This window comes from Pseudonocardia kongjuensis (genome assembly GCF_039526905.1).
In the GTDB taxonomy this organism is placed as follows: Bacteria; Actinomycetota; Actinomycetes; order Mycobacteriales; family Pseudonocardiaceae; genus Pseudonocardia; species Pseudonocardia kongjuensis.
On sequence record NZ_BAAAJK010000005.1, the window covers coordinates 227528 to 253215 of the forward strand.

The 25688-nt window shown below is 71.4% G+C and carries 22 protein-coding genes and 2 pseudogenes; 2 read left to right on the forward strand and 22 right to left on the reverse strand.

Annotated elements, in window-relative coordinates:
- Positions 1 to 46 precede the first annotated feature (46 nt).
- Positions 47 to 727 carry a GOLPH3/VPS74 family protein gene (locus ABD160_RS07385; protein WP_344019746.1) on the forward strand — a complete coding sequence of 227 codons (681 nt, stop codon included), beginning with the start codon at positions 47 to 49 and terminating at the stop codon, positions 725 to 727.
- Here ABD160_RS07385 and ABD160_RS07390 read toward each other — a convergent pair.
- From ABD160_RS07390 to ABD160_RS07400, 3 genes are read right to left on the reverse strand one after another with little or no spacing between them, the layout of a single operon-like run.
- Positions 705 to 1628, reverse strand: coding sequence for a polysaccharide deacetylase family protein (locus ABD160_RS07390; RefSeq protein ID WP_344019747.1), 924 nt, complete (start codon positions 1626 to 1628; stop codon positions 705 to 707). The genes ABD160_RS07385 and ABD160_RS07390 overlap by 23 nt on opposite strands.
- Positions 1625 to 2821 carry a glycosyltransferase family 4 protein gene (locus tag ABD160_RS07395; RefSeq protein WP_344019749.1) on the reverse strand — a complete coding sequence of 399 codons (1197 nt, stop codon included), beginning with the start codon at positions 2819 to 2821 and terminating at the stop codon, positions 1625 to 1627. The genes ABD160_RS07390 and ABD160_RS07395 overlap by 4 nt, the downstream gene beginning before the upstream one ends.
- Complete coding sequence (locus ABD160_RS07400) at positions 2818 to 4230, reverse strand: tyrosine-protein kinase domain-containing protein (RefSeq protein ID WP_344019751.1); 1413 nt, start codon at positions 4228 to 4230, stop codon at positions 2818 to 2820. Before ABD160_RS07400 ends, ABD160_RS07395 begins: the two co-directional genes overlap by 4 nt.
- Between ABD160_RS07400 and ABD160_RS33305 the strand changes: the two are divergent.
- Positions 4176 to 4442 (forward strand): annotated as a pseudogene (locus ABD160_RS33305) (DUF1569 domain-containing protein); the annotation flags it as partial. The gene ABD160_RS07400 and the pseudogene ABD160_RS33305 overlap by 55 nt on opposite strands.
- Here the strand turns inward: ABD160_RS33305 and ABD160_RS07405 are convergent.
- The 19 genes and pseudogenes from ABD160_RS07405 to ABD160_RS07495 all read right to left on the reverse strand — a co-directional run.
- A pseudogene (locus ABD160_RS07405) lies at positions 4377 to 5399 on the reverse strand (glycosyltransferase); the annotation flags it as partial. The pseudogenes ABD160_RS33305 and ABD160_RS07405 sit on opposite strands and share 66 nt — an antisense overlap.
- Positions 5396 to 6655 carry a hypothetical protein gene (locus tag ABD160_RS07410; RefSeq protein ID WP_344019755.1) on the reverse strand — a complete coding sequence of 420 codons (1260 nt, stop codon included), beginning with the start codon at positions 6653 to 6655 and terminating at the stop codon, positions 5396 to 5398. The pseudogene ABD160_RS07405 and the gene ABD160_RS07410, both read right to left, overlap by 4 nt.
- Complete coding sequence (locus tag ABD160_RS07415; RefSeq protein ID WP_344019757.1) at positions 6652 to 8340, reverse strand: glycoside hydrolase family protein; 1689 nt, start codon at positions 8338 to 8340, stop codon at positions 6652 to 6654. Before ABD160_RS07415 ends, ABD160_RS07410 begins: the two co-directional genes overlap by 4 nt.
- A complete protein-coding gene (locus ABD160_RS07420) occupies positions 8337 to 9581 on the reverse strand; it encodes a glycosyltransferase (RefSeq protein WP_344019759.1) in 1245 nt (414 codons plus the stop codon). Before ABD160_RS07420 ends, ABD160_RS07415 begins: the two co-directional genes overlap by 4 nt.
- Complete coding sequence (locus ABD160_RS07425; RefSeq protein ID WP_344019761.1) at positions 9574 to 11055, reverse strand: oligosaccharide flippase family protein; 1482 nt, start codon at positions 11053 to 11055, stop codon at positions 9574 to 9576. Before ABD160_RS07425 ends, ABD160_RS07420 begins: the two co-directional genes overlap by 8 nt.
- 29 nt (positions 11056 to 11084) lie before the next feature.
- A complete protein-coding gene (locus ABD160_RS07430; RefSeq protein ID WP_344019763.1) occupies positions 11085 to 11357 on the reverse strand; it encodes an acyl carrier protein in 273 nt (90 codons plus the stop codon).
- Between the two features lie 8 nt (positions 11358 to 11365).
- Entirely contained in the window at positions 11366 to 12574 is a 1209-nt protein-coding gene (locus ABD160_RS07435) for a pyridoxal-dependent decarboxylase, exosortase A system-associated (RefSeq protein WP_344019765.1), read from the reverse strand.
- A 29-nt stretch (positions 12575 to 12603) separates the two neighbouring features.
- Entirely contained in the window at positions 12604 to 14217 is a 1614-nt protein-coding gene (locus tag ABD160_RS07440) for an acyl-CoA ligase (AMP-forming), exosortase A system-associated (RefSeq protein WP_344019767.1), read from the reverse strand.
- A gap of 8 nt (positions 14218 to 14225) precedes the next feature.
- Positions 14226 to 15053 carry a hypothetical protein gene (locus ABD160_RS07445; protein WP_344019769.1) on the reverse strand — a complete coding sequence of 276 codons (828 nt, stop codon included), beginning with the start codon at positions 15051 to 15053 and terminating at the stop codon, positions 14226 to 14228.
- A 61-nt stretch (positions 15054 to 15114) separates the two neighbouring features.
- Positions 15115 to 15408, reverse strand: coding sequence for an acyl carrier protein (locus ABD160_RS07450; protein WP_344019771.1), 294 nt, complete (start codon positions 15406 to 15408; stop codon positions 15115 to 15117).
- Positions 15405 to 16688, reverse strand: coding sequence for an asparagine synthase C-terminal domain-containing protein (locus ABD160_RS07455; RefSeq protein WP_344019773.1), 1284 nt, complete (start codon positions 16686 to 16688; stop codon positions 15405 to 15407). The genes ABD160_RS07450 and ABD160_RS07455 overlap by 4 nt, the downstream gene beginning before the upstream one ends.
- Positions 16688 to 17872, reverse strand: coding sequence for an aminotransferase class I/II-fold pyridoxal phosphate-dependent enzyme (locus tag ABD160_RS07460; protein ID WP_344019775.1), 1185 nt, complete (start codon positions 17870 to 17872; stop codon positions 16688 to 16690). The genes ABD160_RS07455 and ABD160_RS07460 overlap by 1 nt, the downstream gene beginning before the upstream one ends.
- A 25-nt stretch (positions 17873 to 17897) precedes the next feature.
- Positions 17898 to 18851: a hypothetical protein gene (locus ABD160_RS07465; RefSeq protein ID WP_344019777.1), complete on the reverse strand. Its 954-nt coding sequence runs from the start codon at positions 18849 to 18851 to the stop codon at positions 17898 to 17900.
- The gene (locus tag ABD160_RS07470; RefSeq protein ID WP_344019779.1) at positions 18851 to 19501 is read right to left on the reverse strand and encodes a sugar transferase; all 651 of its coding nucleotides are present in this window, start codon (positions 19499 to 19501) and stop codon (positions 18851 to 18853) included. Before ABD160_RS07470 ends, ABD160_RS07465 begins: the two co-directional genes overlap by 1 nt.
- A complete protein-coding gene (locus ABD160_RS07475) occupies positions 19498 to 20724 on the reverse strand; it encodes a DegT/DnrJ/EryC1/StrS family aminotransferase (RefSeq protein ID WP_344019781.1) in 1227 nt (408 codons plus the stop codon). The genes ABD160_RS07470 and ABD160_RS07475 overlap by 4 nt, the downstream gene beginning before the upstream one ends.
- The gene (locus tag ABD160_RS07480) at positions 20721 to 22601 is read right to left on the reverse strand and encodes a polysaccharide biosynthesis protein (protein WP_344019783.1); all 1881 of its coding nucleotides are present in this window, start codon (positions 22599 to 22601) and stop codon (positions 20721 to 20723) included. The genes ABD160_RS07475 and ABD160_RS07480 overlap by 4 nt, the downstream gene beginning before the upstream one ends.
- A gap of 151 nt (positions 22602 to 22752) precedes the next feature.
- A complete protein-coding gene (locus tag ABD160_RS07485) occupies positions 22753 to 23364 on the reverse strand; it encodes a phosphatase PAP2 family protein (protein ID WP_344019785.1) in 612 nt (203 codons plus the stop codon).
- Positions 23365 to 23471: 107 nt separating this feature from the next.
- Entirely contained in the window at positions 23472 to 24173 is a 702-nt protein-coding gene (locus tag ABD160_RS07490; RefSeq protein ID WP_344019787.1) for a LuxR C-terminal-related transcriptional regulator, read from the reverse strand.
- On the reverse strand, positions 24170 to 25657 hold the full coding sequence (locus ABD160_RS07495; protein WP_344019789.1) for a sensor histidine kinase: 1488 nt from the start codon (positions 25655 to 25657) through the stop codon (positions 24170 to 24172). The genes ABD160_RS07490 and ABD160_RS07495 overlap by 4 nt, the downstream gene beginning before the upstream one ends.
- Between the last annotated feature and the right edge of the window lie 31 nt (positions 25658 to 25688).

Sequence of the window (25688 nt, forward strand, 5' to 3'; positions counted from 1 at the left end):
TCGCGACGGAGGTGCGCCGGGCCCGGCCCGGTTACCGTCGTCGGGCATGGGGGAACTGCTGCTCAGCGAGGAACTGCTGCTCATCGGACTGCACGACGAGACCGGGAAGGCCGACGGCTGGTTCGACCCGTCGTGCCTGCACGGCGCGCTGGTCTGCGACCTGATCGGGAGCGGCGCGGTGACCGTCGACGACCGCAAGAAGCTGCACCCGGGCGAGCGGGCGCCCGAGCATCCGGCGCTGCGGAAGGTCTACGACGTCGTCGCGGCCGACAGCACACCGCGCACCGTCTCGCACTGGATGGGCACACTGCCGTGGAAGCACACGAAGCCGGCCGAGCTGGTCGCCGAGCGGCTGGTCGACGACGGCGTGCTCAGCCGCGAGGAGGGGAAGGTCCTCGGGCTGTTCCGCACCACCCGGCTGCCCGCGCTCGATCCGGCGCCGGAGCGCGCGCTGCGGGAGCGGCTGCGCGGGATCCTGGTCACCGGGATCGAGCCGGGGGCGCACGACGCGCTGCTGATCACGCTGCTGCACTCGACGTCGCAGGTGAAGGCGGCGCTCGCCGGGGTGGACACGGCGCAGCGGAAGATCGGGACGAAGCGGGCGGCGACGATCGCGAAGGGACTGAAGGACAACCCCGTCGTGAAGGCGCAGTACGACGCCGTGGTCGCCGCCGCGGTGACGGCCGCCGTCACCACGGTGGTCATCACGTCGTCGGGGTCCGGCTGAGACGCCGGCAGTACTCCGCCTGTGTGAGCACCTCGCACCGACCGGCGTCGCGCATCCGGGCGACCTCCCGAAGCAGGGCGCGCAGCAGGCAGAGCGTGGCCGGCGCTGTGGCGAGGTTCTCCGGATGGGTCCACAGGTGCACGACCCCGCCGGTGTCCGCCGCCCGAGTGAGCAGGTTCCGGACCCGCGCGACGCTGATCCGGCGCGGCACGGCCCGGCGTGGGCCGGAGAGCCAGTTGACGAAGTAGCCGGCCGGGATCCGCACCGGCCACGACGGCTCGGGATCCGGGTCCGGCGGCGCCGTCAGGTCGAACTCCGACAGCAGGCTGCCGATCCGGGAGTGTCTCCCACGTGCGGTGCGGTAGCCGACGATGCCGAACTCCTCGAGGACCTCCGGATACGCCACGGCGTTCCGCGGGTAGATGTAGGTGGTCGCCTCCGAGGTGAGCGGGATCCCCGCGTCGTGGATCAACGCGAGCTCGCGGCGGGCGAGATCCGCCGTCATCGCCGGGTGGTCCCACGGGACGTGGGTCGCGCCGTGCAGGGCGAGCTCGTGCGGCATCCGTGCACCACGCGTCGCCTCGATCGCCCAGTCGCCGTGCCAGCCCTGCGCCGCCGGCGACTCCAGCTCGGCCAGTGCCGGTCCGAGGTAGTCGGGGAAGTGTCGCGCCAGCTCCCGCACACCGGGGTGCAGTTCCCGCATCAGCCGCGGATCCAGCGAGAACAGTCCGACGAAGGCGAACGTCGCCGGCATCCGGAACTCGTCCAGCAGATCCAGCAAGCCGCGGTAGGCCTCGCGCAGCGGCTGGTCCGACAGGGCATCGCGCAGGCCGGGCGTGAGCCGGTCCGCCATGCCCCAACGGCCCTCGCAGTCCAGGGACAGCACGAACCTCGCGGTCATGACGTCACCTCCGCGCCGACCGGCGCACCGAGCAGGCCCGCCAGGTACTCGACGTGGCGTCGTTCCACCAGCTCGGCGCCGAACTCCTGCTCCACCCAGTCCCGTGCCGCCCGGCCCATCCGCGCGCGCAGTTGCGGGTTGTCGAGCAGGGGTCCGAGCGCGTCGGCCAGGGCGTCCGGGTCGCCCCGTCCGACGATCCGTCCGGTGTGCCCGTCGAGCACCGAGTCGACGGCGCCGGTCGCGTCCGTCGTCACGGTCGGGACCGCACAGGCGGACGCCTCCAGACAGACGTTGGGAAACCCCTCGCGCAGGCTGGGCAGGCAGTGGACGTCCATGACCTGGTAGAGCGGTGCCGTGTCGGTCACCCGGTCCACGACGAGCACCGGTAGCCCGGCGGCCCGCTCGACGGCGATCCGGTCGGTGACGGCCAGGTCCTCCGCCGCCCCCACCAGCAACAGGCGCACGTTCTGCCCCCGGCCACGCAGGAGCCGGACGGCGTCCAGCAGGGTCGTGATCCCCTTGTCCGCGGTGAGCCGGCCGACGAAACCGACGACCGGGCCGGCTCCGAGCTCTGCCAGACCGGACACGACCGCCGGCGGCGCCGGGGCACCCTCGCCGGCCGGCCGGAACCGCGCCAGGTCCACCCCGTGCGAGCTACCCGACCCGATCACCGTCACCGTCCGCGGGTCCACCATGCCGAGCCTGCTCAGCTCGGTCGCGAGGCTGGCGCTGTTGGGCACGACCGCGTGCGAGTAGCGCGTCGCCACCCCCTCCAGGAGCCGCACCAGACGCCCACGCCGCCCGGCCAACGTCTCCGATCGCAAGCCCCACATCAGGTGCACGACGACCGGCACCCGCCGTCCCCGGGCGACGAGCGTCCCGAGCAGGCCTGCTTTCGGCGTGGCGGTGGCGACCACATCCGGCTCCGTGGCACGCATCGCCGACCACAGACCGCGCGCCGCACGCAGATCGGCGACCGGGCTGGGATCGCGACGCATCCCCACCCCGATCACCTGGGCACCGGGCACCGACGGCACCGCGCCGTCCGGGGCCGGTGAGCAGGCGATCGTCACGTCCCAGCCGGACCGGGCCAGCCGACGGACTAGGCCGGGCAGGAAGGTCTCGACCGTGACCGCGCTGGTGACCACCAGCATCAATCGCGGCCGCCTGGCCGCACCGTCCCGGCCTGTCATGCCGGCGATCCGGTTCCGGCCGTCGACGGCACCGATCCCGCCGTTCGGGGACCGGGGCTGGGCCGCGGCGGGACCGGAGGCACCGTCGGGGTCGTGGTCGGGTTCCGCTCCTCGTCCTGTGTGTGGGTCAGCACCGTCCCGAGCAGCGTGGCGGACGCGTCGTCCAGCACGGTGAGGGCGGCCGCGACCTCCCGGCTCGTGGTGCGCCCCGACCGGCAGCACAGGACCGCGCCGTCGACCTGTGCGGCGAGCACCGCGGCCTCCGGCCCGTCGAGCAGCGGAGGCGCGTCGAAGACCACGATCTCGTACCCGATCCGGAGTTCCTCGATCAAGGTCCCCATCTGCGGCGACCGCAGGAACTCGATCGCGCTCGGCGGCGAGGTGCCGGCGTCGAGCACCGAGAGCCCCGGCCCGCCGCTCCAGGTGCGCATCGCACGCCCAAAGGTGGTCTGGCCGGTCAGTACGGCGGTCAGCCCGCCCACCGACTCGATCCGCATCGTGGTGGCGATCCGCCTACCGGCCAGGTCCGCGTCGATCAGCGCGACCCGGCGGCCCTCCGCGGCGAGCGCGACCGCCAGGTTGCAGGCGGTCGTGGTGGCACCGGTGGCGGGCCGGGGACCGGTCACGACGATCGCCTTGTGCTCGTGTGCGAGATCGACCATCTGCAGGTTCGCCGCCAGCCGGCGGAAGTCCGCAGCGTCCGCCGCGGGCATCCCCACCGGTGTGCCCGTGTCCGGCTCCGGGCGGTGCAGGGTGCTCCCCAGATGCGCGGCCGGGGCGGCCTCGGCGAGCGCCGCGGCGGTGCGGATCCGCCTGCCGCGGGTGTCCATCGCGAACGCCGCGGCCACGCCGAGGATCAGCCCGGCGACCAGGCCGAGACCCATCGTGGTGCCCGACTGCGGCGAGATGGGATCGGTGGGCGGGTTCGCGACGTTGACGATCCTGGCGCTCACCACCGGTGGCCGTCCGGCGACGGTCGGCGTGTCGAGCGAGGAGGCCACCCGGACGAACGACCGGGCCACGCTGTTGGCCACCGCGGCGGCGCGGGCCGGGTCGCCGTCGGTCGCCGAGAGCTTCAGCAGGAGGCTCTGCGGCTCGTTGTCGACCACGAGCCTGCCTCGCAGGTCGTCCGCCGACTCCGCCATGCCGAGCTGGTCGATGGCCCCGTCGAGCACCGGGTCCTCGGTCAGCAGCTGACGGTACGACGGCATCCGGGACAGGGTCGCCTCGACCACCGCCACCGGGTACTCGCCGTCCGCCTGGCCGGACACGTAGATCGTCGTCTGTGCCTGGTAGGTCCGCGGCAGCACCACGGTGGCGACCGCCGCCGCTCCGACGCAGAGCAGGAGGACTCCTGCGATCCACGGCCACTGCCGTCGCAGCACCGCGACGTACGCGCGAGTGGTCATCCGGTCGCCCCCTCCAGCACCATGGTCGGCTCCACGCCCGTTCACCGGACGGCGCTCCTCGGACGCGGGACGAGCTCCTCGTAGAGACGAACGTAGGTGTCCAGCATCTCGGCGTCGGAGAACGGCCCGGCCGTCAGACGTCGCCCTTCGACGCCCATCGCCGCCCGTCGTCCGTCGTCCCGCAGGAGCGCCTCGACCGAGTTGCTCAACGACTCCGCGCTACCGTCCACGATCTCCCCCGCGCCGCTCTCCAGCAGCACCCGCATCCCCTGGGAGGGGGTGGAGACGACCGGGGTCCCGCAGGCGAGCGCCTCCAGGGCGGCGATGGAGAGCCCCTCCCAGCGCGACGAGAACACCAGCAGATCCGAGCGGGCGATGATGTCCCGGGCGTCCTCCCGGTAGCGGGTGAAGACGACGTCGTCGTCGATACCCAGGACGCGGGCCTGTTGCTGCAGCTCCGCGCGCAGGCTTCCGTCCCCGACGATCGCGAACCGGGTCCCGGGTAGCCGGGCCGCGACCCGGGCGGCCATCTCGAGGAACATGTCGTGCGCCTTCTGGCTCTCCAGTCGGCCGACGGCCGCCACCAGCCGGGTCCGCCGGCCGTCGACCGCGGGCCCCATCCCCAGGTCCGCGTCGAGCTCGTCGAGCCGGTCCGTGCTCAACGGCTCGGGTGTGGCGATGCCGTTGTGCACCAGGTACGCCCGCCCGGGTGGAAAGCCTGCCTCGACGAGTGAGTCGAGCAGGTCGCCGGACACGCAGGCAACCACGTCGGCCGACCGGAAGAGCCGGGCAGCGAGGCGGTACTCCCCCGGCTCCACACCGTGGAAGGTGGTGAGGATCCGGGCCCGCGAGCCCGGGACGAGCCGCACGGCGAGTGCGCTGAGGGCTGCGTGGGTCACGTTCTGCGCGTGGATGACGTCCGGCCGGAACCTGGAGACCGCGGAGCGCATCGCGTTCAGGGTGGCGACCAGCTTGCCGGGGGACCTGGTCGGCGGAGGCAGCGGGAACCGCCGGTGGTCCACCCCGGCCAGTGCCGGGTCCAGGTCACCGCGGCCCGCGACCAGGCCGACCGTGTGGCCCCGTTCGACCAGGCCGGTCACCATCCTGAGTGCGAACCGCTCGGCGCCACCCATCGCGACCATCTCGGGACAGGTAACCAGGACTCTCATGTGGACCGCCTTTCGCGGTTGCTCAGCAGGATTCCCAGACAGAGACCGGGCAGGGCCCAGATCCAGGCGGCCGAGTTGTAGCTGATGGTCAGCGAGGCGACGACGATCCAGGCGGATGCCGCCAGCACCCCGAAGAACGGCGATGTCGAGTGGGCGAACGCCCACACGATCGGGACGAGCAGCACCGCCAGCATCGCGGCTCCCGCGATGATCCCGTTGGACATGACGATGCCGCCGGAGACGCTGAAGATGTCGTCGAGCGGATAGGCGACACCCAGTCCACTCAGCGGGATCAACCGGTGTTCGTAGAGGGCGGTGGAGCCGCCCACCCCGATCCCGGTGAACAGGAACGGTTGATTGTCGAGCAGGTACCGGCCGCCGCCGATGATCGACGCCAGGCGGTCGTTCCAGGACGCGTTCGGAGTCGAGTACCGCGACTCGAGCAGGTCCGTGGCCACCACCGCCCACAGCACGATGCCGGCGAGCACGAAGGCGACCTGCCTGCGCACCGAGGAGAACGGCAGGACCGCCAGCGCGGCCAGGACCGGCAGTGTCGGCAGGGCGCTGCCCGACTGGCTCAGCGCCATCGCCACCGCCACCAGGCCGACGGCGAGCAGGTCCGGGACGCTGGGGCGGTTCCGCTCCCGGTAGCCGAGCAGCAGCAGCCCGATCGACGCCAGTACCAGCGTGCCCGCCATGAAGGACGGTTCCGGGAACCAGCCGAACGGGCGTCGGACGTAGGTGACGATCTCGTGCAGGTTGTCGGGCACGCTCCAGTAGCCCGGGAGGTCGTACATCCACACGAACGGAAGCACGCCGCTGTCGAGGAAGAACTTCTGCACGACGGCGTAACCGGCGGCCGCGATCAGCGCCACGCGCAGCGTGATCCGGACGGTGTGCGCCGAGACGACGACGGCGGCCGCGACCGCCACGAACGGCAGCACCTGGATGAACCAGACCCCGGCGTGGATCACCCAGCCCAGGCTCCGGCCGAGCAGGAACTGCACGTACAACATCAGGATCGGCCCGAGCGACAGGACCAGGAACGGCACCAGCAGCCGTGGCCGGCCCATGATCTCCCGGACGAAGGCGAGCGCGAACAGCGACGCGAGGGGGAGGTTGGTGCTGTCCCCCACCGGGAGCGCCAGATAGGGGAACAGGGTCAGCACGATCAGGATCGCGACCCGCGGCGAGAACGGCACCGGCGCGGCCGGCGCGACGGCGGCCGGGTCGAGGACCGGGACGGCGGGCCTCATGCGATGACCTCGCCGTCGGTGGGTGAGCCGGGTGGACCGTTCCGGTGCCGCAGCGCTCCGGCGTCGTCGACCCAGAGGTGGTGCGTGCCGAGCACGAGATGGCCCTGGTCCCAGCCGCCGCTCATCGCGAAGGCCTCGTTGGCGGCGTAGACCGGGCCGGGCGCGAGCGCGTTGCGCGGGCCGACGTTGCCCACCCGCCAGCTCGTCCTCGGTTCGGCGTCGGCCATCTGCAACGCGGGGTCGGCGGCGTTGAACACGTGCATGCCGTCCACGACGAGGCTCTCCGTGGTGGCCACCTCGAAGAGCCATCGGGGCACCGGCCGTCCGGAGTCCCCCACCGCGGCGAGGTTCACCCGGGTGCTGGCGAACGACGCCGACCGGCAGTTGTCGAGCCGGATCATGCCGCGCCCGGCCGCACCGACGTCCTCGAATGCGCAGTCCCAGGTCGCGACCACCATCGCCGAGGTGAGCTCGAGCGCGTACCCGGGGATGTTCTCGAATGCGCATCCGCTCAGGCTCACGGTGAAGTTCAGCGACTCGTGGTCCGCGGCCACCAGCGCGCCGGCCGTCCCCCCGACGGATCCGACGATCCCGCCGTGGGTCAGGTTCACGAAGTAGCAGTCCTGGATGCGCAGGTCCGCGTGGTTGCGCACGTCCTGCCGGCCCACCTGGGTGACCTCGTACCCGAGGGTCCCGTCCCCGGTGGTCGAGGCGACGTAACCGTAGGCGTTGTCCGCGATGCGCAGACCCTGCACGTAGACCAGCCACGCGCCGACACCACGGATCGCTGCACCCTGCCAGCCGCCGATCACCGAGTCGCCGTAACCGATCACCCGGCTGTTGTCGTCGGTCTGGACCAGCCGGACCGCGTCGTAGACCGGCTCCCGGTCGGGTGGGTCCGACCGGTCGGACGGGTACAGCTTCCCCAGGCGCAGCTGCCCGGCCTGACCGACCCGGATCCCGCACCAGGAGGCCCTGGCCGTCGACGGGTAGTCGAAGTAGAGGGTGGCCGCGGCGGCGTCCAGTACGACGCCCGGCGGCACGACCAGGCTCGCGTCGTCGTCCGGGGCGCTGATCAGGTACTGCCCCGGGGCGAGGGTCACGGTCGTGGACCGACGCGTGACGTAGTCGAAGTAGCCGGTCCCCGAGAGGTCGCTCGCCGCGTCGAGCGCGGCCTGGATGCCGGCGCGGCTGTCCGTGCCGGTGCCGGGCGATCCGAGCCGGCCGGTGTAGTCGGCCCGGGCGCCGCGGGCGACGGGATCGATCACGGTCGGAGTCCCTCCCTCGGTTCCCGGGCCCGCGGCCAGTGGCGCGGGTCGTGCGGCGAGCACCCCGGTGGCGGTGGCGGTCCCGGTGGCGAGTACGCCGAGCAGCAACCGGCGGCGGTCCCGGTCGAGATCGGGACCGCCTGCCCCGGGGCCGGCCCGTTCGCCGTGCAGCGCCACCGCCACCAGCAGCATCACGAGATCGACGGCGGGAACGACCCACAGCACGCCGAGCGCCGACGTGGTGTCCGTCGGGATCGGCGAGCGAGCGATCGCGACCAGGGCCACGGTGGCGAGCAGGCCGGCCCACACCGCGTGGAACCAGCCGGGGATCCGTGCCGGGTACACCCGGCTCAGCTGCCACACCACGACGGCGTGCAGCACGGCGACACCACCGACGACCAGGACCAGGTAGGTCAACGGAGACCTCCCCGGGCTACCGGTGTCCGGCCACGGGACAGCACGCGCCGGTACTCCGCGACGGTCGTGGCGGCCATACCACCCCAGGTCAGCGTCTCGGCCGCCCGTCGCATGCCGTCGGCGAGCGCGGCGACGCCGTCCTCGGGCAATGTGCAGAGCTCGTGCACCGCCGCCGCGATCGCCGACGGGGTGGCCGCCGCTGCCAGGACGCCGATCCGGTGCTCGGTCATCAGCTCGCCGAGTGCACCGGACCGGGTGGCGACGATCGGCAGCCCGTGCGCCAGCCCCATGAACGCGGCCCCGCTCTGTGCGACGAAGTCCTCGGTGTAGGGCAACACCAGCACGTCGTGTGCCGCGCACAGCGCCGCGACCTCGTCGTCCGGCACGAACTCCGGTCGCAGGTCGATCACGACGCCTGCCGCCCGGGCCTTCTCCACCAGCGGGACGATGATCTGATCCAGGTGGTCGGGCTCCGCGACCTCACCGGCCACGGTGATCCGGTACCCGGCCAGGTCCCCCCGGGCTGCCGCCTCCAGCAGCAGGTGCAGGCCCTTGTTCCGCCGGATGGTGCCGAAGAACAACAGCCGACGCCCGGCCGGCCGCTGCTCGCCGATCCGCTCCGGAACGGCGGTCGTGCTCCATATCCCGTGCGGGACCACCCGGATCGGGGGCACCGTGCATGCTCCACCCGCGGTCAGGAACCGCTCCAGCTCGTCGGCGAGTCCACGGCTGTGCACGAAGAGGCAGTCGCTGTCGAGGTAGGTGCGACGCAGCCAGCGGTCCACCGTGGCCGGCCGCAGGAACGGCGGGTAGTCGTGTCGGCGGACGTTGTGCACGGTCACCAGGACACCGGTCCCGCGCCGCCGCAGCAGCCGGACGACCAGGTGCGGAAGCAGCGTGGGCGTCTCCTGCACGTGCACGGCCCCGATGTCGGCACGGGACCGGACCCAGGCCAGGAACCGCCGGTCCCGCCGAACGTGATGCAGCACCCGGCTCACCACGTAGCCGATCCTGGTCCGGAACTGAGAGGCATCCCGGATCGCGGGCAGGACGGGGTGCACCACGTACCGGCCGTCCAGGAAGCGTCGGTCCAGGTCGGTGCTGGAGAGCCACTCGACCGACGGACCGCCCTCCCCGTCGACCGATCCCGCCGCTCCGGTGATCGCGCCCAGCAACTCGGCGACGTAGAGCGGCATCCCGCCGGTCGGGTAGGGGGAGTAGACGCAGACACCCTCACGCATGGTCCGCTCCCAGCGCCCGCCGCAGCAGCCCGCGTACCCCGAGGAAGTTCAGCGCCACCAGGACGATCCCGTAGACGAGGACGCCGGCCGTCACCTGGGCCGCGAGCACGAGCACGCCGGTCGACTCCCGGAAGGGTACGAGCGCGCAGCCCATCACCGTCCCGGCGAGCACGACGATCGCGGTCTCGCGGAGCGGGAAGGGCAGACGGAAGTGCCTCCGTCCCCACCAGGCGGTGAACAGCAGCGCACCGAGGAAGGTCAGCACCGACGCGAGGGCCGCACCGGTCAGTCCGAGTGCCGGGATCAACAGGAGATTGAGCCCGCCGTTGGCCAGGAGCGCCCCGAGCACGATCCAGACCTGCTGGACGGTACGCCGGGAGAACTGCAGGGCGGTGTCGAAGTGGTAGGCCTTCAGCCCGGCGAGCAGCGCACCGAGCGCGATCAGCGGGATGATGCCGGCCGACGCCGCGTACGCCGGGGCGAAGAAGACCGCCGCGATCCCCGGGGCCAGCACGCCCGCTCCGATGGCGGCCGGGACACCGATCGCCAGCAACAGCGAGGCGTTCACCGCCATCGGCCGACGCGCCGCGTCGGCACCCCTGGTCTCGAGCTCGCGGACCGCGATCGGGAAGGCCGCCATCGACACCGCCACCATCAGCAGGGTCACCGTCTGGGTGGTGAAGTCGAAGGCCACGGAGTAGATGCCCGCGGCGTCGTTGCCGATCAGCAGGGCCACCAGCAGGCGGTCGGTCAGGAAGATGAGGCCGGCCAGTGCGACCGTCACCGAGATCGGCACGCCGTAGGCGAACATCTCCACGGCCCGGGCGCGGTCGATCGGCGGCCCGGTGGTGATGCGGGTCCTGCGCCAACCGGCGGCACAGGCGATCGTCATGCCCACCGCGACCGCGATCAGGGGCCCCGTCCATCCGGCGCCCAGACGCAGCAGCAGGTACCCGAGGCCGACGAAGGAGCTCGCCCTGATCACGTGCAGCACCATGAAGTGCCACGGCCGCAGATCCGCACGCAGCACCTCGGTGACGATCTCGAACATCGACTGTGCGAGCAGCACCGCGACGGCGAGCGCCAGTACCTGGCCCAACGGCCGGACCTGAGGCACCGCGAGCGCCACCGCCGCCGTCACGACGACGAGTGTCGAGACGCCGAGCCACAGCCGCACCACGGTCGACACGAACGACCGCCGGCCGAACTCGTCGACCGGCATGCACCGGACGATCGACCAGCGGATCCACTCGAACAGCAGCGAGTTCGCCGTTCCGATGGAGGTCATGGCGACCGCGTACAGGGCGTACTCGCCGGGCTCGAGCAGGCTGGTGAACAACGGGATGGCGAGGAACGCCATCAGGCCGGGAACGCCCCGGGCGAGCAGGTACAGCACGGTGTGCGAGCCGACACCGGCGCCGTCGTGTCCAGGACCGGTCGAGGCCTCGACCGTCTCCGTGGGACGCTCGTTCATCCCGCCCCCTCGATCCACCGTGCTCGCGCTCAGAGGTCCGACTGCTTCCGCTCCACGAGATCCGCGAGCGCGCCGACAGTCGAGAACACGTCCATGCTCACGTCGTCATCCTCGAACTCGATTCCGAATCGCTCCTCGAGCGCCGTGACAACCTCCATCACGGCCAGTGAGTCCAGCTCCGGAACACTCCCGAAAAGGGCGCTGGCCGACGTGAGGTAATGCGCATCGCCGGAAAGTCCGAGTACATCCGCGAGGACAGCCACGACAGCATCCGGCACCGAGTGCTCGGTGATCTCGTCCATTCCGTTACTCATACCAGTACCTCGGGGGGTCGGGGGTGACTCAGGAACTCCGCGGGACTCGCGGTCAGGCCATAGGCGCCGGCCTGGAACACCACGACCAGGTCGCCGACGTCCGCGGGCGGCAGCGCGACGTCGTCCGCGAGGACGTCGAGCGGCGTGCAGAGCCTGCCCACCACCGTCTGCCTCCGGAGATCGGCCGGGCGCATCCGGTTGCCGACGGCCACCGGGTAGTTGCGCCGGATGACCTGGCCGAGGTTTCCGGAGGCGGCCAGCTGGTGGTGCATCCCGCCGTCGACGACGAGATAGTGCTGCCCGCGGGACGACTTCCGGTCGAGCACCCGGGTCACGTACACACCGGCCTCGCCGACCAGGTAACGGCCGAGCTCGATGACCAGCCGGACGTCCGGGTACACGGCGCGGATCACCTCGCGCACCACCTCGTCCAGCCCCTGCCCGACCTGGCTCAGGTCGAGCGGCCGGTCGCGCTCGAAGTACGGAATCCCGAATCCGCCGCCCAGATTCAGGTAGCGCAGCGGAAGATCCGCGTCCTCGGCCAGCCGGACCGCCAGCTCGGCGGTACGCCGCTGGGCATCGCACAGAATCTCCGCATGCAAATTCTGCGATCCGGCGAAGATGTGGAAGCCGGCACAGTCGAGACCCCAGGACGCGATTCGCTTGAGCAGCATCGGGACGTTCTCGGAGTCGACACCGAACTGCTGTGGGCCACCTCCGAGGCGCATTCCCGAACCCTTGACGCGGAAATCCGGGTTCACCCGGACCGCCACCTTCGGCCGGATGCCCAGCGCCGAGCCCGCTTCGGCGACCCGCTCCGCCTCGAGCTCCGACTCGAGCTCGATCGTGACACCCGAGGCGACCGCCTGCGTGATCTCCCCGATCGACTTGCCGGGACCGGCGAATCCCACCCGGGCGGCCGGCGTCGGTGTGTCGAGGGCGACCTGCATCTCCCGGGCCGACGCGACGTCGAACCCGTCGACCAGGGTGCTGAGGTGCTGGACGACCGCCGGCATCGGGTTCGCCTTGACCGCGTAGTTCAGCTCCACCCCGGCCGGGAGATGTTCCCGGACGTGGCCGACCCGAGCGGTGAGCCGCTCCCGGGAGTAGGCGAAGAACGGCGTACTGCCGACCCGCTCGGCGAGCAGCTCGACCGGCACACCGCCCACCAGCAGCGAATCGTCCTCCACCCGGAAGGTCGCCACCGTCGGATGCGTGGGAGCGGGCTCCGCCGTCATCGCGCTGCCCCGTCCGGGGCCTCGGCCGCACCGGCGGCGCCCTCGAGCTCGGCCCGCAGCACGGTCCGGTCGAACTTCCCGTTCGCCGAACGCGGCATCTCCGTCCGGACCACGATCCGTCCGGGGACCATGTACCGCGGCAGTGTCTGCCGCATGTGTGTTCCCACTGCTGCCCCGTCCGGCGCCACGTCCGGCCTGAGCGTCACGATCAGGACGATCTGCTGCCCGAGCCGCGGGTCGCTGAGCCCGAGTGCCACCGCGTCGCGGACCACCCCGGACTCGTAGGCGACCTCCTCGATCTCGGCCGGGCTCACCCGGTACCCGGAGGTCTTGATCATCTCGTCGTTGCGCCCGACGAAGTAGAGGAAGCCGTCCTCGTCACGGACGACGAGGTCGCCGGACCAGACAGCGAGCTCGGGTGTGCACAGCTCATCGGCGCGGCCGGGCGCCGGCCGGAAGCGTCGCGCGGTCCGCTCGGGGTCGTTCCAGTAGCCCAGGCTCACCAGCGGTCCCCGGTGGACGAGCTCACCGGGCTCGCCTGCCTCGCACAACGTGCCGTCCTCCCGGACGACGAGGATCTCGGCGTTCGGGATCGCGCGCCCGATCGAGTCCGGCCTGCGGTCCACCTCACTCGGCTCGAGGTAGGTCGACCGGAACGCCTCGGTCAGCCCGTACATGAGGAAGGGCTGCGCGTTGGGGAAGATCGACCGCAGTCGGTCCAGGGTGGTGCGCGGCATCCGGCCTCCGGTGTTCGCGAAGAACCGCACCCCGGACGCCGCGTCCGGGGGCCACTGCTGGTCGGCGACCTGGATCCAGAGCGGAGGAACTCCGGTGATCCCCGTGATGCGGTGCCGGGCGCAGACCCGGACGACCTCCGTCGCCAGCAGGAAGTTGATCAGGACGACCTGCGCTCCCGCCAGGAAACTGGTCGTGAGCTGGCTGAGCCCGGCGTCGAAGCTGAGCGGAAGCGCGGCGAGGATCCGGTCGTCCGGCCCGATGCCGAGGTAGCTGCTGACGCTCTCCGCACCGACGACCAGATTCCGGTGCGAGAGCACCACGCCCTTGGGCAGTCCGGTGCTCCCGGAGGTGTACAGGATGGCGGCGACATCGGTGTCGACCGCGGCCTGCCGGGGCTCGGCGGCGCCCACGCCCGCGGCGAGCAGCGCGGTCCAGTCCTGCGTCCGGAGCCGTTCGTCGGTGTACCCGCCGGTGTCGGAGCCGACGAGCACGACCGTCTGCAACGACTTCGCATCACCCGCCTCGGAGCCGATCGACCGCATCCGGTCCGTGGTGGTGACGAGAACGCTCACCGCGCAGTCGTCGAGGACATGGCGCACCTGCCGGGCCCGGGACAGCGGATTGATCGGCACGACCACCCCGCCGGCGGCGGACACGGCGAAGATGGTGATCACCGTCTCGAGGCGCTTCTCCATGTAGACGGCGACGCGGTCGTTGCGGGCCAGCCCCGCGGCGACCAGTCCGCGAGCGGCCAGATCGACCTGCTCCCGCAGCTCCCCGTAGGTCAGCGTCGAGTCACCGAAGGTGAGTGCGGGCGAGTCCGGCCGTCGGCCGTCGGCGCCGGCCAGCAGATCGTGCAGACGGGTACGCACCGGGGCCGTCACCACGGCACCGCGACGAGCTCGGAGTACAGGTAGTCGATCTCGCTCGGCCGCAGTGTGCGGCTCCGGTACATCTTGCGCCGGAAGTTGCGGAGCAGGATCGAGCCGGGCGGCCGGTAACCGATCACCCTGATCTCGGCGAGCATCGCGACGACACCGTGCCGGAGCAGCAGGTGCCCGAGGAAAGGCAGCAGCATCGACCGGAAGACAGTGCGGTCGCCGACGTGCAGCACGGACGCGACCAGCCCGGTCGGCGAGGTCCTCCGGTCGACCCGGAAGACGACGTGGCAGGAGCCACGGTCGTTCCGGAGCAGGATCTGCCGTGCCGCAGGAGCCCGGCGATGGTCGTCATGAATGCGGCGTTCGGGTTCCGGCAGGCCGTCCGCGAGCTGATCCGGGTCGGCGGTGATCGTCCCCCGCTTCCGGCCCCACGGCACCGTGGGGACCAGAACGGACCGGCTGTCCAGGAACGTGAAGCCCAGTCGCCGGTTGATCGGTACGACGTTCCCGGTGGGCGTCAGATCGGTGAAATGGTATCCGGGCTGATCCAGCAGCGCCTTGAGCAGACGGACCCCCTGAACCCGTTGTGCGGGCTGCACGAACCAGGACCCGAGATTGCACATCTTCTCGACCCGGCCGTCTCCGAAGTCCCGCTCCGAGTAGTAGGCCGCGTGAACCCCGACGAGTTCGTCACCGGCGAGCAACATCATTCCGTGGTTCGGCGGCGAGAACCGCCGACCGACATGGAACGACTGCCGCCACGCTGCCTGTGGCACATGACGATCCATGTGCCGGTTCAGGAAGCTCGCGACCTCGTCCAGGTCCACGTCGGATATCGGCACAACCCGTGATCTCATGAAGACTCTCAGCCGTCCCGTTCCTGGCGGATCATGCTCGTGTACTCGCCGGTGCGGGTCCTGCCGTTAGCCCGGCCCGGGTCCGGTGCACGATCCGACCCATCCCGGACAGCGTCGAGAACTCTTCGGAAAGCAGATCGTCCTCGGCGATCTCGACCGCGAATCGGCTGTCGACGAACGCAAGGATCTCGACGAGACCGACCGAGTCGACGTACCCGGCCTCGAAGACGTCGACGTCCCGGTGGAAGCCCGGGTCGTCCGCGCGGATCGCGAAGGACTCGCAGACGAACTGCTCGATCTCCGCGGTGATCTGTTCGACGGTCATGCGTTCTCCTCGGGGACGGCGGAGCGGTAGCGCCCGGCGCGGATGAAGTGGTCGAGGTCGGCGAGCCGGTCGAGCTTGTGCAGCTCGGCGAAGCGGTGCCGCAGTGAGGCCTGGTCGATTCCCTGGTCGATGCAGGCGGCCAGGACACCGCCACCGATGTCCGGGTCACCGACCTGCGCCCTGGTCTTCTGCCTGGTCAGCACGTAGCCGGGCAGAAGGTCGCGGAACACTTCACGGCAGAGCTGCTGCTTGGCGTCGTCCCGGGCGAGGAAGCTCCCGGGCAGGCTGAGGTAGTGCTGGGTGGCCGCCGCGTAGGGCTGGACCACGGGCAGACCCCAGGCACCGAATACCCCCAGCTCCCGGTGGGTGCTGTCGAGGCCGGCGACCAGCCATCGGCGGAGCGCCGAGGGGCCCAGGCGGGGAAGGCGGTAGTACGTCTCACCCCGGTACCGCTCCTCGTGGTAGTCGGCGAGGAACTCGTTGGCCAGGTCGCCGGTGAGCACGAGCGGGCTCGCACCCGCGGCCCCGGCGATCGATTCGGCCAGCACCGCGTTGACCAGCGCGGCGTGCACGTTGAAGTCGCGCCAGTCGGCGCCCTCCAGCAGTACGACGTCGAGGTGCTCGAGCAGGCCGCTCCGATCCACATCGGTCTCGAGCAGCTCGACCCCCAGGTCGTCGCAGAGTCGCCGGGCGATCACCCGGTCCTCGCTCGGCCGGGCGTCGGGCCGCCGGAAGTCGAAGCTGACGCCGAGGACCCTCCCGAAGTGCCGGTTCGCGAGCGCGAGGATCCCCGAGCTGTCCAGTCCTCCGGAGCAGCAGACGACCGCGGTGGCGTCCGGGGCCGCCGACGCCACGGCAGCCAGGTAGCCGTCGAGGGCGAACCGGATGTCCGCGGCGATCTCGTCGAGCGGGCGCCCCGCGTCCTCCTGGTGTGGGGGCACGGTCATCAGAGTGTGCCGCACCCCGTCGGGCCCGATGTCGATGACGGCGCCGCGTGGGACCGCGTGCACGGCGTCGAAGGAAAGTCCCTCCGCCCGCAGCAGGTGCGGCCGGGGTGCGAGCACGATGGAGCCGGGTGCGTCGCGGGCCCAGAACAGCTTGTTGAGGCCGAGCGGGTCGCGGGCGATCCGCCAGTCGTCGCCGTCCCGCCGGGCCGACGCGAGCGTTCCCACCCCGTGCGCGGGGACGTCGGCACCCGGCCGCAGCGAGCTGTCCGGCATCAGCTCCCCGTCGACCAGACCGAACGAGGGGTCCGGACGCCCCACCACACGAACCTGCATCAGGCCACCGCTCCCGTCGTGACGTCGGCGGGCGCGTGCCGCCGGAACACCTGGACCGCGCGTTCGAGAACGGTGTCGTCGCCGGTGACGGCGAGCCGCACGTAGCCCTCGTGGTGGAAGCACTCGGCAGGCAGGACGAGCACTCCGTCGGACGCCAGCCGCTCGGCGAACGCCGCGTCCGTCAGTCCGTCCGGTGTCCGCAGGTAGAGGAACAGCGTCGACTCGGACGGGACGAGGGTGAAGCCGAGCCCTTCGAGCTCCGCGCGCAGCCGGGCCCGGGCGCGGTGCAGTGCCTCGGTGTGCAGCGGGATCTTCAGCAGGCCGTGTACCGCGCGCTGCATGACCGCGGTCGGGGTCGCCGTGCCGGTGATCCTTGTCCAGCGCACGAGTTCGGCGCCGGTCTCGGCGCGCTCCGGATGTGCCGGCGACACCGCGACGTAGCCCAGTCGCTGCCCCTGCATGAAGTGTCGCTTGCCGAACGAGTAGACGATCAGGGTCCTGGCCACGGTCGACGCGATCGAGGTGAACACCCCGTCCGGGCAGAAGTCCCGGTGCGTCTCGTCGGCGATCACGGTGATCCGCCGGCCGGTCCGACGTTCGTGGGCGACGATCAGGTCACGGAGCCCTTCGGCGAGCTGTGGGGTGACCACGGTGCCGGTGGGATTGTTGGGGTTGCTGAGCAGGACGGCGGACGTCCGCTCGCCGAACGCGGCTCCGATCGCGTCCAGATCCAGCGCGAAGTCGTCCGTCCGCATCGGGACCGGCCGCACGGTCATGCCGAGGCTCTGCACGTAGAGCGGGTGGTCGAGCCAGCAGGGCACCGGCACGACGACCTCGTCCCCGGCGACCCCGGCGACCCGGAGCGCGAGCTGCAGGCCGGCCATCGCACCGGGGGTGAGGATCACGTCGGCGTAGGTGGTCGGCAGGCCCTGGCCCACGCGGAGGTCGTCGGCCACCGCGCGCCGGGCCAGCGTCTGCCCGCCGAACGGTGCGTACTGCATCCCGAGTGCGCGATCGTCGTCCAGTGCGCGGCGCAGCACCCCGAGCGCGTCCGGCTCGACGCCGCCGGCGAAGTTGGCGTAGGAGAGGTCGCACGCCCGGTTGCCCAGGCGGGCCACCCGCCTGCGGACGGTCTCGAACCGCTCCAACGGCCCCAGCAGCCGGTCCAGCTCGTCGTCGATCATGTCGTCGCCTCCGCGGAGGATCGCCTCAACAGAACTCGCCGTCCAATCGGGTGAAGAAGGCGTCCCCGGCCACGAGGGCCTGGGCGATGCGCGGATCGGTGGAGTACGCGAACGTCCACGGGCCCGGGGTGAGCGTGGCGCCGCGGTCGGCCACGGCACCGAGCAGGTCGGCGTCGAGTCGGCCTACCGTCCTCTCCGCGGCACCGCTCACGTGTGCGTCGCGCAGCAGCCCGGCGAAGGTCTGCCGGGCCCCGCCCGGGACGGCGCGCAGTGCCAGCACACCGTTGTAACCGTCCGGATTGGCGTGGTAGACGAACCAGCCGCGGGCTCCGCCCCGCTCGTCCAGTACCTCGCGGCAGCGGAGCGTGCCCCGGTAGTCGGCCGCCTCCAGGAAGCCGGTCAGCCAGCCCAGCGACTGCTCGTCGTAGACCGGCGCGAGCGCGTACGCCGCGGCCGAGGACCGGATGCGCTCCAGCAGCGCCGCGGTGTCCAGTGCGTGATCGGACCCACCCGGGTCCGGCCCCGGACCACCCGTGGTGCTCCACGAGATGCTGCCGAGCGGAACGACGACGACGCCGGGGGTCCCCTCCCACACCCGGCGGGCCGCGACGTTGGCGTTCTCGATCAGGGACAGGTCCTGCGGGCCCCGGAGGAACCGCCGGTGCAGCGCCGCTGCTGCCACCGCACCGGCACGGCTGGCGGGATCGACCATGAAACGCACCGACACGGCGGCCCGGACCGGTCGTCCTGCGAAGGTCATCGGCCGTGCCACGACCCCGAGGAACCCGACCAGCACGCCGTCGTGCTCGTAGACCAGGGACGGGAGGTCGGGGGTCGACCAGGGGTTGTCGAACATCGACTTGCCGTACAGGCCCTCGTGGTAGTCCGCCGCGGCCGGGGTCTGTGCGGGCATGGTCTTCGCGTGCAGCGCGAGCACCTCGGCCGCGTCGGCGGGCTCATAGTGCCGGATTCCGCCCATCACCGACGCTCCACCGGGTGCAGCGGGATCGGCTCGGTCGCGGGACTCGGCACCACGATGTCGCGGACGGGCCGGCTCCCGACGTAGTCCGGGTTCACTCCGCCGTCACCCACGACGCCGCTCGGGCGGACCATCTGCACCAACGTCATCCAGACGATCCTGAGGTCGAGCCACACCGACCTGTTCGCGATGTACCAGAGGTCCAGCTCGATCCGGGTCTCCCAGCTGATCGCATTGCGGCCGTTCACCTGGGCCCAGCCGGTGACCCCGGGCCGCACGGCCAGCCGGCCGCGTTCGTGCGGCCCGTACCGCGCCACCTGCTGTGGAAGGGTCGGCCGGGGCCCGATCAGGCTCATGTCGCCGCGCAGGATGTTCCACAGCTGCGGGAGTTCGTCCACGCTGATCGCCCGCAGGACCGACCCGAGCCGCGAGGTCCGTGCCCCGTCGCTCTCAGCCGCGGCGGCCGGAGGCCGCATCGTCCGGAACTTCAGGACGGTGAAGGTGGTTCCGTCGCGGCCCGACCGTTCCTGCCGGAAGAGGACCGGCCTCCCGAGTCCCACCAGCACCACGAGCGCGACCAGCAGGATCAACGGCAGGCCGAGCAGCAGGATCACGAGGGCGACCACGACGTCCACCGCACGCCGGGTCATGCCGTCGCCTCCGTCAGTACTTTGACGGCTGCGCGGGCGACATCGGCCACGTCTGCCGGTTCCAGCGTCGGCTGGACCGGTAGTACGAGGGAGGTGGAACCGAGCCACCGTGCGACGGGCAGCGGCGACGGCGGACGCCCCGCACCGTCGAACGCCACCTCACGGTAGATCTCGGTGCATCCGCCCGGTCCGCACGGCACGCCTTCCGCCGTGATCGCCGCGACGACCCGGTCCCGATCCCACCCGGTCCGCAGGCGCTCCGGCCTGACCTGTGCGTAGAAGCGGTAATAGGCGGGCTCGACGTCATCCGGCACGTCGGGCAGCCGCAGCGCCGGTTGGTCCGCGAGCGCCGCACGCAGTGCGGCCGCGTTGGCCCGCCGGCGGGCGACGTAGCCGTCGAGCCGCAGCAGCTGGCGCCGCCCGACCGCCGCCTGCAACTCGGTCATCCGGCCGTTGGTGCCGAAACTCTCGTGCAGCCAGCGGAACCCGGGAGCGTGCTCCCGCTCGTGGACCGCCGCGAAGCCCTTGCCGTGGTCCTTCAGCTCCCAGCACCGACGGGCCAGTCCCGCGTCGGCCGTCGTGATGGCACCGCCCTCACCGGCGGTGGTCATGATCTTGTCCTGGCAGAACGACCAGGCGGCGATCCGGCCGAGGTGCCCGACCGGTCGCCCGGCCCGGCGGGCACCGTGTGCCTGGGCGCAGTCCTCGACCAGGTCGAGCTTCCGGGATGCGCACAGCGCCGCGAGCGACCCGACATCGGCCGGGAACCCGCCGACGTGCACGACGACGACGGCCACCGTCCGCGGACCGATCACGGCCGCCACGGAGTCAATGGTCAGTCCCTGGGAGTCGGGGTCGACGTCCGCGACCACCGGGCGGGCGCCGCAGGCCGCGACCGCGCTCGCGGTCGCGATGAAGGTCGCCGACGGCACGACGACCTCGTCGCCCGCGCCCACCCCGAGCGCCTTCAGCGCGAGCTCGAGTGCGACCGTCCCGTTCGACACGGCGACGGCGTGTGGAACCTGCGCCCACGCGGCGAACTCGCGCTCGAACGCACGCCCCTGCTCGCCGGTCCAGTAGTTGACCCGGCCGGAGCGCAGTACGGCTGCCGCCGCGGCGACGTCGTCGTCGCCGAACACCGGCCAGCCCGGCAGCGGGACCTGCCGCACGGGGCGGCCACCGTCGGAGGCGAGCGCGTGCTCGCTCGTGCTCGCGGCCGTCATCGCTGACCACTCGACAGACGCACCGATCGGAGCTGGCGTGGTGCGCGTGGCAGGACGCTCGCGATCGCGGCCGTCGCGGCGTCGAGCATCTCGGGTTCTGCGACCGCCAACGCGTGCATCAGCTCGGCGGCCAGGCCGGCCTGCTCCGGACCGGTGAGCCGGATCGGATCCAGCGGCGGGGCGGACACGTGCGACACCGAGGGGTGGATCGGCCGGTGGTCGGCCTCGCCGTCGCCGAAGAGGTCCTCGTGCAGCTTCTCGCCGTCCCGCAGCCCGGTGTAGAGGATCTGGACCGGGCGTCCGGCGAGCACCATCAGCTGGCGCGCCACGTCGATGATCTTGATCGGCTTACCCATGTCGAGCACCAGGACCTCACCGGGACGGCCGATGGCACCGGCCTGGATGACCAGCCGGACCGCCTCCGGGATCGTCATGAAGAACCGGGTGATGTCCGGGTGGGTGACCGTGACCGGTCCGCCCGCTCCGATCTGGTCGACGAACGTGGTCAGGACCGATCCCCGGCTACCGATGACGTTGCCGAAGCGGACCGACAGGTAGTCGCGGTCGCCCGCGGCACCGGCGTGCGCGACCAGCCGCTCACCGATCCGCTTGGATGCACCGAGCACGCTCGTCGGGTTCGCCGCCTTGTCCGTCGAGATGTTCACGAACGTGCGGACACCGACCGCCGTGGCTGCGTCGAGCACGTTCGAGGTGCCGACGACGTTGGTGAGCCACGCCTCGTGCGGGTACTGCTCCAGCATCGGGAGGTGCTTGAGCGCGGCGGCGTGGAACACGACGTCGGGGCGGCGCTCCCGGAACAGTCCGGTGATCGTCGCAGCGTCCCTGATGTCGGCGAGGATCGTGTCCGGGGTGTTCAGCAGGGCGTGGCCGTGCAGGGACAGCTGGAGCCCGTGCAGGGCCGACTCGTCGCGGTCGAGCATCAGGAGCTCGGCGGGGTCGTAACGGTGGATCTGCCGGCAGAGCTCGGAGCCGATCGAGCCCCCGGCCCCCGTCACCAGGACAATCTTGCCCTTGACGTAGTCAGCGATCGCCGCGATGTCGACGTCGACCGGTTGCCGCCCCATGAGGTCCGCCAGGTCGATGTCGCGCAGGTCCGCGAACCCGATCGACGGCCGCAGCAGATCGGTCAGCACCGGCACGACCTTGACCCGCAGGCCCGCCGCGATCGCCGCCGTGCTGACCTCACGCAGGACGACCAGATCGAGATCCCGGATGGCGACCACCAGGACCTCGGCCCCGGTCCCCTCGGCGACCTGGGCCAGGTCCGCTCTCGACCCCAGAACCGCGACACCGGAGATCCGCCGGTTGCGAACGGACCGGTCGTCGTCGAGGAAGCCGACCGGGAGGTAGCCACTGCGACGGTCACCGAGCATCGAGCGGACGATCTGCTGACCTCCCCAGCCCGAACCGAAGACGATCACACGCTGCGCGGATCCGGCATCGGGACGGGCCCGCCACTCCCGGACCGCACGACGCACCAGGCGGGTACCGAGAATCAGCGGAACGACGGCGAGCGTGGCGATGACCGCCAGCGAACGGGGCACCTCGATCAGCCCGGTGAGCCCGACCACGAACAGCAGCACCCCGACCGAGGCGGCGACAATACAGACGTCGACGGCGTCGTCGAAGGCTCCGATCACGTGGTTCCCGCGGTAGTGCCACGAGAGCAACCCGACCACCAGGTGCAGCGCGACCGCGAGCAGCGCGAACCACACGACCGGAGCCGGCTGCACACCGGCGAGATCACCGTCGAAGCGGAGCCAGGTCGCCACAGGTACGGCGAGTGCCCACCACGCTCCGTCCAGGAGCGGGGGCCGCATCCTGGTGCTGGCCGTCTCCGCAGACGATTCCGACATTCACGATCTCCCTTGGGGCATAACCGACACGGAAGGCTTCGAGCCAGGCAATTCCGGGGTTGTCCACCTTCGCACGCAAGCGACGGGTGCACCGATGAGAATGCGCCCTCGAGGGCCTCAGCCTCGCTGGACATCGACGGCGCCAGCATCGTCACGATTGGTGATACCGGCCCGTAACAGCCCGGTCATGTACTCCCCGGACATCGGCGACGAGAGCCATCGCGAACACGACCGTCACAGCGACGAGGAACCCGGCGACCGTGTCGCTCACGTAGTGCAGACCATTCGCCACCAAGGCGACGGCGACGGTTCCCGCGACAGTCAGGGAAAGTACTCCGGCGATGGCGGCGACAGATCGGCGATACCGGCCGGCCAGGCTCACCGCGAGGAGGGCCGCCACCAGCGCGACCGAGGTGGCTCCGGCCGTGTGACCACTGGGGAGCGCGACGTGACCGTCCAGTGTCCGACTGATCAACGGCTGGAGGATGAGGACGAATCCGCCGGTCAGGGGTGGTGCGATCGCCGCGACGATGGCCATCCTGGGCTGCCCGGCGATCAGCGCGACCACCGCCATCAGCAGCGCGGCGAGGATCACCGTGCTCGGACGGCCGAGCACGACGAGTGCCCGGAGAGCTCCCGTCCAGCCGCCCAGGGACTCCCGCAGTGCGACCGCGAGAACTGCCTCGAACGGTCCCGGTCCGACAACTCCCCGGTAGTGGACGGCAAGCGCGACCAAGCCGGTACCGGCGATCAGGACGGCCACCGTCGCCGGTATCCGGCCACCTCTGCCGAGCACCGTCGGGGACACTCGTGAACTCAGTGACACGCCCGGCACGGACAGCGCCCCCATTCGTCGGCAAGTTATTCACGTCATACACGCTCGACCGAGTTCTGGGACATGCCGGAAAAGCGGTGGAACATTGCTACCGCTTCCAGCTGAGAAGTCACCTGCAATTTCACCAGGATCGACCTGATCTGAGACCGCACCGTGGGCATGCTCACAACGAAGTGCATCGCAATCGCGGACGCCCGCATTCCTTCGGTCAGCAGCGCGAGCACCTCCTGCTCACGCGGGCTGAGCCGGGACAGCCGGGTGGCCAGATCGTGATCCTGCACCGCACGGCGGCGATTCCGTTCGAGCCACTCGTGCCGCTCCGGCTCGGTCATCACCTGCTCGCCGCGGAGCACCGCGGACACCGTCCGGACGAGCTCGTCGAGCGATCCGGCCTTCGCCACCGACCCGACCGCTCCGGCTGCGATCGCCGCCGCGATCGCCGTCGGATCGGTGGAGCCGGTCACCACGAGGACGGTCCAGCCGCGCTGCCGGAGCCCTTCGACCAGGTCCGCTCCGTTGATCCGGTTCCCGTCGGCGTCCTCCCCGAGATCGAGATCGAGCACGACGAGCCCGATATTGCCGATCGGCAGGGTGGGCAACACGTCCCACAACCCCGCGAGGGGCAGCGCGACGGCCTCGAACCCGCGTGCACAGAGCGTGAAGGTGAGCGACGTGCTGAAGAGCTCGTGATCGTCGATCACCACGACGGGCCGGCCGGTCGGTGGCGACAGGGTCATGCGATACACCTCCCCACCGCAACCGAGTCCGGAGCCTTCGATGCGACCGTGGTCGGCGCAGCAGGCAGCGTCACCGTGACCGTGCAGCCGGGACGACGCCCGTCGGCCGGACCGATCGAGATCGTGCCCCCCTGATCCGCGAGCAACTCCCGGCAGATGTGCAGACCGAGACCGAGGCCGGTGCCGCTGTTCGCACGCACTCCCCGGTCGAACACCTCCGACTCCGCTCCGGGCGGCAGACCCGGCCCCGAGTCGCTCACCTCGATGACCACCACGTCCTCCCGGACCAGACCACGGACCAGGACCGGACTGCCCGGAGCGTGGCGGGCCGCGTTCGCCAGCAGATTGGTGATCACCTGGGCGAGCAGGCTCGGCGAGCCGATCGCCCGCAGGTCCGGCGCGACGTCGGTGTCGATGTCCATTCCCGACGTCCTGCGCAGCGCGGCGAGGCCTCTGAGCACAGGAGTGACGGCATAGGCTGCGGGCCCGGGACGACGCGGGACATCGATCGGCGAGCGGAGCAGGTCGTCGAGTCGCCGGAGCTCGGAGACCACGACCGTCTCGAGCAGGGCCGACTGTGGATCCTGCTGCGTCCCTAGGAGATCGGCGGCTCCGGCCAGCCCGGCGATCCCGTTGCGCAGCTCGTGGTCCCGCTCCGCGGCCCGGGCGAGCCGGATCTCGGCGAGCCGCAGCTCCTCCTCACGCTCCGCGCGCTGGTCGTCGAGCCCCCGCACCGCCCCCCACACCAGGAGGGCTGCTCCGACGGCGATGACGACGGCCCCCGCGGTACGCAACAGGGAGAAGATCAGGCCGTCGCCGAGCAACGGGACGCCCTGTCCGGCCGCCATCACCACGTGCGCCGCACCGACGGTCGCGAGTCCCGCTCCGATCATCCACCCGGCTCGGTCCCTCGCGCGCGAGGCGACGAGGACGCCGATACCCGCCAGCGCGACCGCGACGACGAGGACGAGCGGACGGAAGGCAGTGACCGCCTGCACGGCCATCGGGAACATGACGCCGAGGCGGACCACGAGGGCGACGAGAACGGCGGCGACCGCTGCCGCGGCGATCACCGACGCTCCGGCCGGCGGCGGCACGGATGTCGTGGCCGCCACGAGTGCACCCACGCCCACGGTCAGTGCGAGCAGGACCACCCCGCTGACCGTCGGGCCCGAAACGAAGTCGATTGCGCCGACCAGACCGGTCGGGACGGCGACGAGGCCGTAACAGGCCAGGGCCCATCCGATCCAGGCGAGACGTGCGTCGCCGGCTGTCACGATGAGTAGTGCGGCGGCAGCGCACGCCGACGCGGCGAGCAGCGCCAAGAGAACGGTGAGTACCGGAGCCGGGGCCCGGTCGGTGAGCAGCAACCCGAGCAGAGCGGGCAGCCCGACCACGATCGCAGTACACCCCAGATCACGGAGGGTACGGACGAATGCCGGATCGAGGCGACCGAACGGCCCGCCGCGATCGTCTGTCTGCATGCGCGCCACCCCCCGACGTCTGTAAATACGT

Excerpts from the sequence above, each read along its gene's own strand:
- ABD160_RS07425 (WP_344019761.1), bottom strand. The coding sequence starts at position 11,055 with ATGAACGAGCGTCCCACGGAGACGGTCGAGGCCTCGACCGGTCCTGGA.
- ABD160_RS07455 (WP_344019773.1), bottom strand. The coding sequence starts at position 16,688 with ATGCAGGTTCGTGTGGTGGGGCGTCCGGACCCCTCGTTCGGTCTGGTC.
- ABD160_RS07420 (WP_344019759.1), bottom strand. The coding sequence starts at position 9,581 with ATGCGTGAGGGTGTCTGCGTCTACTCCCCCTACCCGACCGGCGGGATG.
- ABD160_RS07410 (WP_344019755.1), bottom strand. The coding sequence starts at position 6,655 with ATGAGGCCCGCCGTCCCGGTCCTCGACCCGGCCGCCGTCGCGCCGGCC.
- ABD160_RS07385 (WP_344019746.1), top strand. The coding sequence starts at position 47 with ATGGGGGAACTGCTGCTCAGCGAGGAACTGCTGCTCATCGGACTGCAC.
- ABD160_RS07495 (WP_344019789.1), bottom strand. The coding sequence starts at position 25,657 with ATGCAGACAGACGATCGCGGCGGGCCGTTCGGTCGCCTCGATCCGGCA.
- ABD160_RS07470 (WP_344019779.1), bottom strand. The coding sequence starts at position 19,501 with ATGACCCGGCGTGCGGTGGACGTCGTGGTCGCCCTCGTGATCCTGCTG.
- ABD160_RS07450 (WP_344019771.1), bottom strand. The coding sequence starts at position 15,408 with ATGACCGTCGAACAGATCACCGCGGAGATCGAGCAGTTCGTCTGCGAG.
- ABD160_RS07465 (WP_344019777.1), bottom strand. The coding sequence starts at position 18,851 with ATGGGCGGAATCCGGCACTATGAGCCCGCCGACGCGGCCGAGGTGCTC.
- ABD160_RS07395 (WP_344019749.1), bottom strand. The coding sequence starts at position 2,821 with ATGACAGGCCGGGACGGTGCGGCCAGGCGGCCGCGATTGATGCTGGTG.
- ABD160_RS07475 (WP_344019781.1), bottom strand. The coding sequence starts at position 20,724 with ATGACGGCCGCGAGCACGAGCGAGCACGCGCTCGCCTCCGACGGTGGC.
- ABD160_RS07390 (WP_344019747.1), bottom strand. The coding sequence starts at position 1,628 with ATGACCGCGAGGTTCGTGCTGTCCCTGGACTGCGAGGGCCGTTGGGGC.
- ABD160_RS07480 (WP_344019783.1), bottom strand. The coding sequence starts at position 22,601 with ATGTCGGAATCGTCTGCGGAGACGGCCAGCACCAGGATGCGGCCCCCG.
- ABD160_RS07490 (WP_344019787.1), bottom strand. The coding sequence starts at position 24,173 with ATGACCCTGTCGCCACCGACCGGCCGGCCCGTCGTGGTGATCGACGAT.
- ABD160_RS07400 (WP_344019751.1), bottom strand. The coding sequence starts at position 4,230 with ATGACCACTCGCGCGTACGTCGCGGTGCTGCGACGGCAGTGGCCGTGG.
- ABD160_RS07430 (WP_344019763.1), bottom strand. The coding sequence starts at position 11,357 with ATGGACGAGATCACCGAGCACTCGGTGCCGGATGCTGTCGTGGCTGTC.
- ABD160_RS07460 (WP_344019775.1), bottom strand. The coding sequence starts at position 17,872 with ATGATCGACGACGAGCTGGACCGGCTGCTGGGGCCGTTGGAGCGGTTC.